Annotated in this window: 8 protein-coding genes; 4 read left to right on the top strand and 4 right to left on the bottom strand. The window is 72.4% G+C overall.

The features are described from left to right. Positions 1-2: 2 nt before the first annotated feature. On the top strand, positions 3-2792 hold the full coding sequence (locus ACWEVP_RS31085) for a BTAD domain-containing putative transcriptional regulator (protein WP_452066114.1): 2790 nt from the start codon (positions 3-5) through the stop codon (positions 2790-2792). 96 nt (positions 2793-2888) lie between these two features. Here the strand turns inward: ACWEVP_RS31085 and ACWEVP_RS31090 are convergent, their stop codons facing one another. Both ACWEVP_RS31090 and ACWEVP_RS31095 read right to left on the bottom strand, forming a co-directional pair. Then, positions 2889-3734, bottom strand: coding sequence for a DUF72 domain-containing protein (locus ACWEVP_RS31090; RefSeq protein WP_452066115.1), 846 nt, complete (start codon positions 3732-3734; stop codon positions 2889-2891). A gap of 485 nt (positions 3735-4219) precedes the next feature. After that, entirely contained in the window at positions 4220-4981 is a 762-nt protein-coding gene (locus tag ACWEVP_RS31095) for a DUF4253 domain-containing protein (protein ID WP_452066116.1), read from the bottom strand. A 290-nt stretch (positions 4982-5271) separates the two neighbouring features. Between ACWEVP_RS31095 and ACWEVP_RS31100 the strand changes: the two genes are divergently transcribed. From ACWEVP_RS31100 to ACWEVP_RS31110, 3 genes are all read left to right on the top strand, one after another. After that, positions 5272-8286: a BTAD domain-containing putative transcriptional regulator gene (locus ACWEVP_RS31100; RefSeq protein WP_452066117.1), complete on the top strand. Its 3015-nt coding sequence runs from the start codon at positions 5272-5274 to the stop codon at positions 8284-8286. Between the two features lie 131 nt (positions 8287-8417). Next, on the top strand, positions 8418-9851 hold the full coding sequence (locus ACWEVP_RS31105) for a glycoside hydrolase family 19 protein (RefSeq protein WP_452066118.1): 1434 nt from the start codon (positions 8418-8420) through the stop codon (positions 9849-9851). 26 nt (positions 9852-9877) lie between these two features. After that, positions 9878-11257 carry a CHAP domain-containing protein gene (locus ACWEVP_RS31110; protein WP_452066119.1) on the top strand — a complete coding sequence of 460 codons (1380 nt, stop codon included), beginning with the start codon at positions 9878-9880 and terminating at the stop codon, positions 11255-11257. Between the two features lie 55 nt (positions 11258-11312). Here the strand turns inward: ACWEVP_RS31110 and ACWEVP_RS31115 are convergent, their stop codons facing one another. Further along, entirely contained in the window at positions 11313-11882 is a 570-nt protein-coding gene (locus tag ACWEVP_RS31115; RefSeq protein ID WP_452066120.1) for a TIGR03086 family metal-binding protein, read from the bottom strand. Beyond that, entirely contained in the window at positions 11882-13528 is a 1647-nt protein-coding gene (locus ACWEVP_RS31120) for a DNA repair helicase XPB (protein ID WP_452066121.1), read from the bottom strand. The genes ACWEVP_RS31115 and ACWEVP_RS31120 overlap by 1 nt, the downstream gene beginning before the upstream one ends. Positions 13529-13534 lie beyond the last annotated feature (6 nt).

Raw genomic sequence — 13534 nt, forward strand, 5'->3', positions numbered from 1 at the left:
CCGTGGTCCTCGACTTCCGCGTGCTGGGTCCGGCCGAGGTCACGGCAGACGGCCACCCGGTGCCGCTCGGGGGCAGCCGGCCGCTGATCGTGCTGGCCGGGCTTTTGCTGCGCGCGAACCGGGTCGTGCCGGTCGACGAGCTGGGCCGCTGGCTCTGGAACGACGACCGCCGCCGCTCCAAGGGCGCGCTCCAGACGTACGTGCTGCGCCTGCGTCGGGCGCTGGGCGACCAGGTCGCGATCCGCACCGAGAGCGGCGGCTACCTGATCGAGCTCGACGACGACCGCCTCGACCTCTCCCGGTTCCGCGCCCTCGCCACCCGGGGCAAAGCCGCGGTGGACCGCGGCGAAAGCCGGCAGGCGGCCACGCACTTCGCGGACGCGCTCGCGCAGTGGCGCGGCCCGGCGCTGCTGAACGTCGAGTCGGACGCGCTGCACCGCGACGAGGTCGGCCAGCTCGCCGAAGAACGGCTGCGCGTGCGCGAGCAGTGGGCCGACGCGCTGCTCGACGTCGGCGAGTACGGCACCATCGTGCCCGAACTGACCCGGCTGACCAGGGAAAACCCGCTGCGGGAGCGGCTGCACGAGCAGCTGATGGTCGCGCTGTACCGGTCGGGCCGGCAGGCGGAGGCGCTCGACGTCTACGGCCGGATCAGCGGCGTGCTGGCCGAAGAGCTCGGGCTCGACCCCGGGCCGGCGCTGCAGCGCACCCGCCAGGCGATCCTGACCGGGACCGGCGACGAGCACACCGGCCCGGGGCGCTACCGGCTCGGCGCCGAGCCGCAGGTGCCGCACCAGCTGCCCGCCGACCTGCGGACCTTCTCCGGGCGCGAGGGCGACCTCAAGGCGTTGCACGCGCTGCTGCCGGAGGCGATCGACGCCGGCACGTCGACGCCGATCGCGTCGGTCGAGGGCATGGGCGGCATCGGCAAGACGACGCTGGCCGTGCACTTCGCGCACGAGATCGCCGACCGGTTCCCCGGCGGGCAGGTCTACCTCAACCTGCGCGGCTACGGGCCCGGCGAGCCGGTCGAGCCGTCGGCGGCGCTGGAGGCGATGCTGGCCGCGCTCGGCGTGCCGGGCGAGGCCGTTCCCGCCGACCTCGACGGGCGCGCGGCGAGCTGGCGGACGCACACCGCGGGGCGGCGGCTGCTCGTCCTGCTCGACAACGCCAACCGCACCGAGCAGGTGCGCCCGCTGCTGCCCGGGCCGGGCTGTTTCGTCGTCATCACGAGCCGCTGGCAGCTGCGGGCGCTGGTGGCGACGCACGGCGCGCGCCGGTTCGCGCTGGAGGAGCTGGGCGAAGAGGACGCCGTCGAGCTGCTCGCCTCCACGATCGGCTTCGACCGCGTCTCGCGCGATCCCGCCGCGACCGAGCGGTTCGTGCGCTACTGCGGCGGGCTGCCGCTGGCGATCCGGATCCTGGCCGTGCGGGCCGCGCAGTTCCCCGAGCTGGCGCTCGACGAGTTCGTCGACTCCCTCGACGCCGACCTGCTCGGCGCGTTCGACCTCGCCGACGGCGAAGGCACCAACATCCGGTCGGTGCTTTCGTACTCCTACCAGGCGCTGGAGCCGTCGACGGCGCGGCTGCTGCGGCTGCTCGGGCTGCCCACCGGCGTCGACTTCACCGCGCCGGCGGCGGCCGCGGTCGCCGGGCTGGACCTCGCGGCGGTCCGGCCGAAGCTGGAGACCCTGGCCGCCGCGCACCTGCTCGCCCAGCCGAAGCCCGGGCGCTACCAGTTCCACGACCTCATCCGCGCGTACGCGGGCGAAGTCGCTTCGCAGGTCGATACGGCTTCGCAGCGCGACGCGGCCTTGGACCGGCTGCTGGACTGGTACCTGGCGTCGGCGCTGAACGCGTCACGCCGGATGCGGCCGGAGCGCTACTACCGGCTGCTGGAGCTGGACGACCTCGGCGGCGGCCTGTCCTTCGCCGGGTACCACGACGCCTTGGACTGGTTCGGCGAGGAGTCGGGCAACCTGATCGCCGCGGTGCACCTGGCGCGGCGCCGGCGGGACGACGTCTGCTGGAAGCTCGCGTGGCTGCTGCAGAGCTACTTCGTGACGCGCTCGCGGCTCGACGACTGGCGTTCGGTGTTCGTGGTGGCGCTCGAAGCCGCGCGGGCGAGCGGCCACCGGCCGGGCGAGGCGGGCATCCTGAGCGGGCTCGGCGTGGTCAACGGCGTCGCGCGCGAGTACGACGAGTCCCGCCGCTACCTGGAGCAGGTGCTCGCGATCCAGCGCGAGCTCGGCGCGCGCGAGGGCGAGGCGCGGGCGCAGTACAACCTGGCGATGGCGGCGCACAACCTCGACGACTACGCCTGGGCGTACGAACACGGGATGCAGGCGCTGGAGATCGTCCGCGAGCTGGGGCTGGGCGCGTTCGAAGCGAGCGTGCTGCGGGCGCTGGGCGACATCTGCACGTCGATGGGCGACCACGACCAGGCGTTGCGGCTGGCGGACGCGGCGCTGGCCGTGCTGGGGCCGGACGGGGAGCCGGTGGACACGCGGTTCACCCTGCACACGCGCGGGCTGGCACTGGTGGGGCTGGGTCGCGTGGCCGAGGGGATCGCGGGCATCCGCGAGTCGGTCGCGATGTTCTTCGAGATGGGCGAGCTGTACGAAGCGGCGGACGTGCTGGCTCAGCTGGGCACGATCCACCTGCGCCGCGGAGATCGGGCGCCGGCCAGGGAGTGCTGGGTCCGGTCGGTGCGGTTGCTGACCGAGCTCGGGCACCCGGACGCCGACGACGTCCGCGCGAAGCTGGCGGCGTTGGTGGCAGCCGGGGGGTGAGGGCTGGGCGGACCGCCCGCGTGCCGACCCCCAGCGACAGCACGCAAGCCGGTCCGGCCCGCGTGTCCACTCAAGCCGATCGCGCTCACTGTCCACTCACTGTCTCGTCCGGGGCGCCACGCCGAGCAGGTCGGCCAAGGTCTCGGCGTTGCGGGGAGCTTCGACCTTGACGTCGTTGTCGAAGTAGACGTGGACGTCACGCTTCCCGCCGTCGTGCCAGGCCCGGATCTTCTCGGCCCAGGTCCGCAGGGACCGGTCGGAATAGCCGCTGACGTAGAGCTCCTCGTCGCCGTGGAGGCGGACGTAGGCGAAGTCGGCGGTCTGGTCCTCCAGGAACGGCCACTTGCCCGCGGTGTCGGCGGTGACCAGGGCGATCCGGTGCTTCCGGAGCAGCTCCTTGGCCGCGGGTTCGGCGAAGCTGGGGTGCCGGACTTCCAGGGCGTGCTTCAAGGGGGTCCGCGGCCCGGCGTCGAGGTAGGGCGCGCCCTTGAGCTTGTCGTCGTGTTTGGCGGCGAGCTGTGCGGCGTCGGTCGTCGTGCGGGGCAGGAGGGCGAAGAAGTTCGCGAGCCGGTCGGGGTCGAACGTGAGCCTGGGTGGCAGTTGCCAGAGGAACGGGCCGAGTTTGGCGCCGAGGGCGAGGACGCCGGACGCGTAGAAGTTCGCCAGCGCGGTTTCGACGTCGCGGAGCTGCTTCATGTGGGTGATGAAGCGGCCGCCTTTGACGGCGAAGAGGAAGTCCGACGGGGTCTCGTCGAACCACGCGCGGTATCGCTCGGGGCGTTGGAGGGAGTAGAAGGACCCGTTGATTTCGACCGCGTTCATCCGCCGCGAGAGGTATTCGAGCTCTCGTCGGTGGGCGAGACCCGGTGGGTAGAAGACTCCGCGCCAGGGTGGGTAGCGCCAGCCCGAGGTGCCGATCCGGATTTCGGCGATTGCTCTCACCGCCTTTCCGCGGGGGGAGATTCCCGGGGTGGGGCGGGGCCAAACGCTGGTGGGGCGGGACTGGTGGGCTGGGCGGTGGGACGGGTGACCTGATCTTGGGGACGGGCGTCTCAGGGGGCCTTTGTGATGTTTGGCCATGGGCTCCTTTCTGGTGTGGGCTCTCGTTGAAAGACTTGTCCTCGCCGGACGGGCAGGCTCTGGGATGACCCTCGGTTTCGCTGTCCTCTCGCCTTTGCGGGTGGGTCGCTGGGTGGTCATCCCGTCGCCTGAACGAGGCCTATCACTTTGAGCCGGGCCCGCAAGCCTGCGTTGTTCTCTCGCGTTGGTCTCTGTGTTGCGGGCCCGGCTCAAAGTGATTTGACGGCCTCAGGCGACGGGATGACCACCCAGCTCTTTTGCGGGGGCCGGGCCGGGCCGGGGCCCGGGCCGGGGGCCGGGGTGGCCTCGGACGCTGGGTTTGCCGCGCGGCGCTGTGCTGTGCTGGGCTATGCCCAGGAGAACCTCCACAGCCTTGACTGCACCAAACCCGATGCGTACTCCCTCAGGTTTCCCGGCTGGCCTGCGAATGTCGGCAAGCTGAATGCTCGGTGCTCTGCCGCCACCGTCAATGCTCGCGCCTGGTTCCTCGGCGGTGCCGACACCGCCAGCTCGAGCGAATCGAAGCCCAGTACCACCAGCGTTGCCCCGAAGCGGTCCTCCCAGCTCCTCAGCACCGCCGACAGCTCCGCCACCTGGTCCGTGCACTTGATCATCCCCGTCCAGCCCAGCAGCGCCGGGATGTCCGCCGGGCGCTCGGTCTGGACCAGACCCAGCCGGTGCGGGGCCCGGTTCGCCAGGATCGATCCCGTGTTGCCCGCCTCCGCCAGCGGGTCCGACTTGCGTGGGCTCTTCTTCGCCAGCCCGGGGAACCGTGCGCCGAACGGGCGGAGGCATGCTCCGTCGCAGCACGAACCGTCCCACCAGCGGTCCAGCGCGCCCGCCGGGTCGGCCGTCGCCACCCGGTGGCCCGCCGGGGCCAGGCGGCCGCGGTCGTCTATCCAGTCCTCGCCGTTCGCCGCGAACCGCTGGTCGTGGGGGATCAGCACCGGCCACAGGCCGGACCGGTCGAATTCGGCCACGCAGCCCAGGTAACGCTCGGGCCGGGTCAGCGGCAGGTCGGACACCCACAGCCGGCCGTGCCACGACCCCGGTGGCAGGGTCTGGACCGGCGGCGCGGGCGTACCGGGGCGGAGCGGTGCGATCGTCATGGACGTCCCCTCGAACTTGTGTTCGGCTGCTGCACCTCGAACAGTAGTTCGAGGGTCCGACAATTTCCAGCGATCCGGCCGCTCATCCGTTCGAGTGAATCAGCAAAATCGCAGGTCAGCGCGTTGCTGATGCCCGTGTGACACAAGGTGTTGCTGAGACACGCCACTGCGCCGAAGGGGTGGCCCGGCGCGACGAGACGAACCCGACAGACCGGTCACCGGCGCGGATCTTGCCTCGGCGGTGATCGATTGCCAGGCTCGTCCAGGACAACGGGCATCGGAGGGGGTGCATGGAGTTCCACGTGCTGGGCCAGGTCGAGGTGGCGGTCGACGGCCGGGCCATCGGCCTCGGCGGCCCCAAGCCGCGCACCCTGCTCGCCCTGCTGGCCGTGCACGCGGGGCACGTCGTCCCGCTCGAGCAGGTCATCGACGCGATCTGGGGCGAGGAGCCACCGGACCAGGCCCGCGCCGCCGTCTACACCTACGTCTCGGCATTGCGGCGGGCGCTGGCGGCCGGCGGTGACGCCGACGTCCTCACGCGCAGCGGGGGCGGCTACCGGCTGGCCGTCGACCTCGACCAGGTCGACCTGCACGTCTTCACCCGCGCCCTGTCGGCGGGCCGCCGCGCGCGGGCCGCCGGTGAGCCCACCCGCGCGATCGCCCTCATCCGGGACGCCCTCGCGGCGTGGCGGGGGACCGCGCTGGGCGGCACGCAGGGCCGGTGGGCGGAGAACGAACGGGCCCGGCTCGAAGAACTGCGCGTGGCCGCGCTGGAGGACCGCGTCGACGTCGAACTCGAGACCGGTGCAGGGGAGTCCCTGGTCCCGGAACTGACCTCGGCCGTCGCCGCGCACCCGCTCCGCGAACGCCTGCGCGCGCAGCTCATGCTCGCGCTGCAGCAGAGCGGCCGGCGGGCCGACGCGCTCGCCTGCTACCAGGACGCCCGCGCGACGCTCCTCGACGAACTGGGGCTGGAACCCGGGCCGGTGCTGCGGACCGCCCACGAACGCGTGCTGCGCGACGAACCCGGGACGCCGGCCGGCCGGCCACGGCGGGAAGCCCAGCGGGTCCCGAGCCAGCTCCCCTTCGACATCGCCGACTTCACCGGACGCGCGCGCGAAGTCGCGGAGCTGGCCGGGAAACTGGCCGAACCGGCCGGCGGGTCGCGGCTGTGCGCCGTCTACGGCAAGCCCGGCTCGGGCAAGAGCACCGTCGCCGCGCACGTCGCGCACCGCGTGCGCGAGCACTTCCCCGACGGCCAGCTCTACGCCTCGCTGCGCGGCGTGCAGGCCGTCCGCGCCGACCCGGCCGAAGTGCTGGCCGGGTTCCTGCGCGCGCTCGGCGTGGCGGACCAGGACATCCCGGCGCGCGCGGAGGAGCGCGCCCAGCTCTACCGCACGATGCTCGCCGACCGGCGCATCCTGGTCGTGCTCGACGACGCCTCCGACGAACGCCAGGTCCGCCCGCTGCTGCCCGGCGGACACACCTGCGCCGCGCTGGTGACCAGCCGGGAACGCCTCGGCGCGGTCGGCGGCGCCGGCCACCTGCACCTGCCCGTGCTGGACGAGGCGGAAGCGCTGGAGCTGCTGAGCCGGGTCGTCGGCGGCACGCGCGTGGCCGAAGAGCCCGCGGCCGCCCGTGAGCTGGTGCGGCTGTGCGGCAACCTGCCGCTCGCCGTGCGGATCGCCGGCGCCCGGCTCGCCGCGCGGCCGCGGTGGCCGGTCGGCAAGCTCACCGAACGCCTGCGCGTGCAGCACCGGATCCTGCAGGAGCTCACCCTCGGCGACCTGGAGGTGCGCGGCAGCCTCGCGCTCAGCTACGACGACCTGGACGAGCGGGAGCGCGCCGCGCTGCGCCGGCTCGGCCTGCTCGACGTCTCCTCGTTCGGCTCGTGGGTCGCGGCGCCGCTGCTCGACTGCGACGGCCACGAGGCGGAGGAGGTCGTCGAGCGGCTCGTCGATGCCCAGCTGCTCGACGTGTCCACAGTGGACGACGGCGGCGCGGTGCGTTACCAGATCCACGACCTGACGCGCGCTTTCGCCCGCGAACGCGGGGAGGCCGAGGAGTCCGCGGCCGACGTCAAGGCGGTCACCGCGCGGGCCGCCGAGTGCTGGCTCGAGCTGGTCGAGCTCGCGGGCCGCCGGGCGCCGCACGTTCCAGCCGAGACGGGCTCGCTGGTCCGGTACCTCGACCCGGCGCGGATCGACGAGATCCTGACCGACCCCGAAGCGTGGTTCGACGCCGAGCAGACCGGCCTCGTCGGCGTGGTCGAGCGCGTCAGCGGGCTGGACCTCACCGACGTCGCCACCCGGCTGGCCGCGGCGCTGTGCTCGTCGGTTTTCGCCGTGCGCAACCTGTTCGGCCAGTGGTGGCGCACGCACAACGCGGCGCTCGCGGCCGCGCGCCGGACCGGGGACCGCACCGGGGAGGCACGGCTGCTGTCGGGCCTGGGCTGGCTGCGCTACGAGCAGGACCGCTTCGACGAGTCGATCGCGTACCACGAGCAGGCCCTCGCCGCGTACGAGCTCGGCGGCGACCGGCGCGGGCAGGCCATGAGCCTGCTCGACCTCAGCACCGTGCAGTGCGAGTACGGCCAGTTCGCGCAGGCGCGGCACTCCCTCGACCTCGCGCTTCCCGAACTGCGCGAGCTGGGTGAGGAGCAGGCGGTGGTCCAGGCGCTGCACGGGCTCGGCCGCGTCCTCACCGAACAGGGCGAGCTGGCCGACGCGCTCGGCGCCGCCGAAGCCGCGGTGGCGGGGTACGCGGACGCGACCAGCCGGGCGGTCGCCGTGCGTTCGCTGAGCCTCGTGCACCGCGCCGCCGGGCGCCTCGGCGAAGCGGCCCGCTACAGCCAGGAGGCGGTGGACCTGCTGCGCGGCGTCGACGACCCGCTGATGTCCGCGTACGCCGTGCAGGCGCTCGCCAAGGTCCGCATCCGCCAGGGCCGCGGTGACGAGGTGCGCGACGAGGTGTTCAAGTGCCTCGCGACGTGCCACGAGATGCAGGACGGCTTCGGCCAGGGCCTGATGTTGCGCACCCTCGGCGAGCTGGAGCTCGCCGCCGGGCGGTTCCGCGAGGCGCGCGCCCACCTCGAGCGGTCGGTCCAGTGGTGGGACGCGCTCGTGCTCCCGGTCTGGCGGGCCCGCGCCCTGCGCGATCTCGCCACGACGCTCGACGCCCTCGGCGAGACGGCGGGCGCCGAAGCGGCGTGGACGGAGGCCGAGGGCATCTTCCGGCTGCACGGCAGCCGTGAGGCGCGCGAACCACGACGGCTCGCGAACGCGGTCCGTCCGGTCGGCAGCTGAAGAACGGCTTTCAGGTTTCTTTGACCCCGCCGGGAGACGCTGTTCCCCGTCCCGAGGAGGAACAGGGGGCGGTGGGTCGCACCGCATTCGGGGCATCGCGGATCTTTCCCACGGTGATGAAGGGACCAACCATGTCTTCGGTCAGGATCACGTTGACCACCGCGGCGCTCGTCGCGGGCATCGCGGCCGGCGGGCTGCAGGCGACCGCGTCGGCCGGGGAGCTGCCACCCGGAGCCCAGCGCGTCGGCGTGCTGGCCGGCGGGCAGCTGCTCGTCAAGGAGGGGAACCTCTACGACTCCTGGGTCCCGGAGATCGACGGGGTGAAGAAGTTCGAGATCGCGGGCGACCGGATCGGCGTGCTGACCGCGGACTCGCGCCTGCTGGTCAAGGAAGGCAACCTCTGGACGAACTGGGTCGAGGAAGCCGGCGGCGTCCGCGACTTCCGGCTCGCCGGCAACCGGATCGGCGTCGTCCGCACCGACGGCACCGCCACGGTCAAGGACGGCGCGCTGGACGCCGCGTGGGTCGAGCAGACCAGCGGCGTCAAGGACCTGGAGCTGACCCCGAACCGGGTCGGTGTGGTCTTCGAGAACGGGCTGGCGACGGTGAAGGAAGGCAACCTCTTCTCGCCGTGGGTCGACCAGCTGGGTTCGGTCGCCGACCTCGAGCTCTCCGCCGACCGCATCGGGGTCCTGCGCACCGACGGAACCGTCGCGGTCAAGGAGTCCAACCTCTGGTCGAACTGGGTCGAAGAGACTTCCGGCGTCAAGCAGCTGAAGCTTTCCGGCAGCCGGATCGGCGTCGTGCTCGACAACGGGCTGGCGACCGTCAAGGAGGGCAACCTCTACGCGGGCTGGGTGAACCAGCTCCCGAACGCCGCGAACCTGCAGATCGCCGGTGACCGCATCGGCGTGCTGCGCACCGACGGGAGCGTCACCGTCAAGGACGGCGGCCTCTACGGGACGTGGGTCGAGCAGATCGGCGGCGTCCAGCAGCTGGCCCTCGCCGCCGCCGGCACGCCCTCGACGGGTGGCCAGGTGTCGCTGGCCGACATCACCGCCGTCTACGGCTCCACCTACGCCACCGACACGGTCGCGGCCGGGCTGCCGAGCCTCAACGCCGAGATGACGGCCGGGGCCATCACCACGCCGAGCCGCAAGGCCGCGCTGCTCGCCACGCTCAAGCACGAGAGCGGTTTCCGCTACAACGCGGGCGAAGCGGGCCACACGGAGCCGTACCGGGGCCGTGGGTTCATCCAGCTGACCGGCGACTTCAACTACCAGTCCGCGGGCAACGCGCTCGGCCACGACTTCCTGAACCACCCGGACGACGCCGCGACGCTCGACTGGAGCGCCAAGGTCGCCCGCTGGTACTGGGGCTCCCGCAACATCAACGCCGCCGCGGACAACTACGACATGGGCGCGGTGGGCCGCGCGATCGGCTACTCCTACGACCTCGACCCGACCGAGTCGCTCAACCGCTGCGCGGACTACAAGAAGGCGCTCGCCTACTTCAACGGCGGCTCGCTGCCCGTCGCCGACGGCGCCGTCAACTGCACCCGCTGACCCCGTTTGCCTTGGAGGAGAAAGCCATGTCGTTCAAACGCGCCACCACGACCGTCCTCGCCACCGCCGTTCTCGCCCTGCTGGGCGCGGTCCCGGCCCACGCCGACACGCGGACCGACGTCCGTGACCTCGCCGCGGCGAACCTGCACAAGCAGACCTGCAGCACGAACAGCCTCGGCGGCACCGGGTTCATGGACAGCTGCCGGATGCAGTGGGCGTGGTGCGCCGACTTCGTCAGATGGGTGTGGGGCAACCGGAACCTCAACGTCGACCGGCTGACCGCCGCGGCGGGCAGCTTCTACCTTTACGGCCAGCAGAAGGGCACGCTGCACACCGATCCCGGCTACGTCCCGCAGGTGGGTGACGCAGTCGTCTTCAACTACCAGGGCAACGGGTACGCCGACCACGTCGGGATGGTCGACACGGTCAACACCGACGGCACGATCCGCACGATCAACGGCAACTGGGGCACCGGCGGTCCCGGCACCACCAGCGTCGAGTTCGGGACCGGGCCCGGCCGGGTCGGCCAGTACCTCGCCGGCCAGCAGATCTCCGCGTTCGTCAGCCCGGTCGGGCTGTCCGAGCCCGGGAAGCCCGTCACCCCGCGCCTCGGCGTCCGGTTCGGGGACAGCTCGGTGCAGGTGAAGGAAGGAAACCTCTTCGAGGGCTGGACGAACGTGTACGGCGGCGGCGCCGTCAAGTCCGAAGTGCACGGTGACATGGTCGGCGTGCTCACGAGCACGGGCGACCTGTTCGTCAAGCAGGGCAACCTCTACCAGCAGTGGGTCCACCAGGCGAGCGGCGTCAAGGACTTCGCGCTCGAGTCGGCGGCCGGCCGCGTCGCCGTCCTGCGCACCGACGGCACCGTCGCGGTCAAGGAGGGCGGCCTGCAGGGTATTTGGGTCGAGGAAACCAGCAACGCCAAGGAAGTCGAGCTCTCGGGCGACTACATCGCCGTCGTCGACAACAACGGCGCGGTGTTCGCCAAGCAGGGCAACCTGTACGCGGGCTGGGTTCCCGAGCTGAGCGGCGGCGCCGACGTGGAGGTGGACGCGAGCACGGGCCGGCTCGCGGTCGTGCGCACCGACGGTTCGCTGGCGGTCAAGGAAGGCGGCCTCTACGGCACCTGGGTCGAGCAGACGTCGGGCGTGCGGCAGGTCGACCTGTCCGGGGACTACCTCGGCGTCGTGTTCACCAGCGGCCTCGCCTCGGTCAAGCAGGGCAACCTCTACGCGGGCTGGGTCAACCAGCTCCCCGGCGCGGCGAAGATCGAGGTCGACGCCCCGACGGGCCGCGTGGGCGTACTGCGCGCGGACGGTTCGCTGGCGGTCAAGGACGGCGGCCCGTACGGGACTTGGGTCGAGCAGACCGGTGGCGTGGGCGACTTCCAGCTGACGAACTACTGAGCGCGCGGAGTGCGGGCCACGTCGAGGGGGCGTGGCCCGCACTTCCGTGTCCGGATCAGGACGCCGGGTGCCACGGGACGACGCGGCCCGTGAACGCCGCCAGCCGGTCGAGCGCGGGGGCGTCGGCGGGGACCGGCCGCGGTTCGGCGAACCGGCCGCCCCGCTGCTGCGACGGCAGTCGGTCCTGTGTGAAGGCGAGAGCCCGCTCGACCAGGTCGTCCGGCGGGTTCGGCGAGCGGCCGGTGGCCTGCCCGAGGTCCCAGCAGTGCGCCAGCAGGTCCGCGATCCGCCAGCGCAGCCGTTCGGTGCCGGTCGTGGTGCCCACCGGCGTCGTCCGGACGCGGTCGAGGACCCCCGGCCGGGACGCGGCGGCCCGAAGCGCCGCGGACGACCGGCGGAACGCCGCGGCGGGGTCGGTGCCGAGGTGGTCGGCGGCGCGGTCGGGTGGCGGGGTGTCCGACAGCATCGCGGTGACCACGAGGTCCATGCCGACCAGGTGGCCGGTCAGGTCCCGCACGGTCCACTCGTCGCACGGGGTGGGCGCCGCCCACTGCCCGGGCCCGATCGCGTCGAGCAGTGCGCTCGTGGCGGCGGACGCCGTCGCGAGGTCGTCGAGAAGGGCCATCAGAGCGGCCGGAGCAGGTCGTCCGCGTCGACGATGTGGTACGCGTACCCCTGCTCCGCGAGGAACCGCTGCCGGTGCGCCGCGTACTCCGTGTCGACCGTGTCGCGCGAGACGATCGAGTAGAAGTGCGCCTGACGGCCGTCGCCCTTCGGGCGCAGCAGCCGGCCCAGCCGCTGGGCCTCCTCCTGGCGGGAGCCGAACGTTCCCGAGATCTGGATCGCCACCGACGCCTCGGGCAGGTCGATCGAGAAGTTCGCCACCTTCGACACCACGAGCGTGCGGATCTCGCCGCGGCGGAACCTGTCGAACAGCTCCTCGCGCTCCTTGTTGCGGGTGGCGCCCTGGATCACCGGGGCGTCGAGCTCGTCGCCGAGCATCTCCAGCTGGTCGAGGTACGCGCCGATCACCAGCGTCGGCTCGCCCGCGTGCCGCTCCACAATGGACTTGATCACCGGCGTCTTCGTCATCGCCGTCGCCGCGAGCTTGTACCGCTCGTCGGCCTCGGCCGTCGCGTACCCGAGGCGTTCCGCGTCCGTCAGCGTCACGCGGACCTCGGTGCACTTCGCCGGCGCGATCCAGCCCTGCGCCTCGATGTCGCGCCACGGCACGTCGTAGCGCTTCGGGCCGATCAGCGAGAAGACGTCGCCTTCACGGCCGTCCTCGCGCACCAGCGTCGCGGTCAGGCCGAGGCGCCGCCGGGACTGCAGGTCCGCCGTCATCCGGAACACCGGCGCCGGCAGCAGGTGGACCTCGTCGTAGACGACCAGGCCCCAGTCGCGGGAGTCGAACAGCTCCAGGTGCTTGTACTCGCCCTTGGTCTTGCGGGTGATCACCTGGTAGGTCGCGATGGTGACCGGCCGGATCTCCTTCTTCTCGCCGGAGTACTCGCCGATCTCCTCCTCGGTCAGCGACGTCCGCGCGATCAGCTCGCGCTTCCACTGCCGCCCGGCGACCGTGTTGGTCACCAGGATCAGCGTGGTCGCCGCCGCCTTGGCCATCGCCGCCGCGCCGACCATCGTCTTCCCCGCGCCGCACGGCAGCACGACGACGCCGGAGCCGCCCGCCCAGAACGCCTCCGCGGCCTGGCGCTGGTAGTCGCGCAGCTGCCAGTCGGTCTCCTCGAGCGCGATCGGGTGCGCCTCGCCGTCGACGTACCCGGCGAGGTCCTCGGCGGGCCAGCCGACCTTCAGCAGCGCCTGCTTGAGCCGCCCGCGCTCGGACGGGTGCACGACGACGGTGTCGTCGTCGATCCGCGCCCCGAGCATCGGGCTGATCTTCTTGTTCCGGACGACCTCGGTCAGCACCGCGCGGTCGGTGGTCGACATGACGAGGCCGTGCGCCGGGTGGTTGGCGATCTGCAGCCGCCCGAACCGGCCCATCACGTCGACGACGTCGATCAGCAGCGGCTGCGGCACCGGGAAGCGGGAGTACGTCGTCAGCGCGTCGACGACCTGCTCGGCGTCGTGGCCGGCGGCGCGTGCGTTCCACAAGGCCAGCGGCGTGATCCGGTAGGTGTGGACGTGCTCGGGCGCGCGTTCGAGCTCGGCGAACGGCGCGATCGCGATCCGCGCGTCATCGGCCTGGGGGTGGTCGACCTCCAGGAGCACGGTCTTGTCGGACTGGACGATCAGCGGGCCATCAGTCACAACTAC

Source organism: Amycolatopsis sp. NPDC003865, from assembly GCF_053605345.1.

Excerpts from the sequence above, each read along its gene's own strand:
- ACWEVP_RS31100 (WP_452066117.1), top strand. The coding sequence starts at position 5,272 with ATGGAGTTCCACGTGCTGGGCCAGGTCGAGGTGGCGGTCGACGGCCGG.
- ACWEVP_RS31105 (WP_452066118.1), top strand. The coding sequence starts at position 8,418 with ATGTCTTCGGTCAGGATCACGTTGACCACCGCGGCGCTCGTCGCGGGC.
- ACWEVP_RS31095 (WP_452066116.1), bottom strand. The coding sequence starts at position 4,981 with ATGACGATCGCACCGCTCCGCCCCGGTACGCCCGCGCCGCCGGTCCAG.
- ACWEVP_RS31110 (WP_452066119.1), top strand. The coding sequence starts at position 9,878 with ATGTCGTTCAAACGCGCCACCACGACCGTCCTCGCCACCGCCGTTCTC.
- ACWEVP_RS31115 (WP_452066120.1), bottom strand. The coding sequence starts at position 11,882 with ATGGCCCTTCTCGACGACCTCGCGACGGCGTCCGCCGCCACGAGCGCA.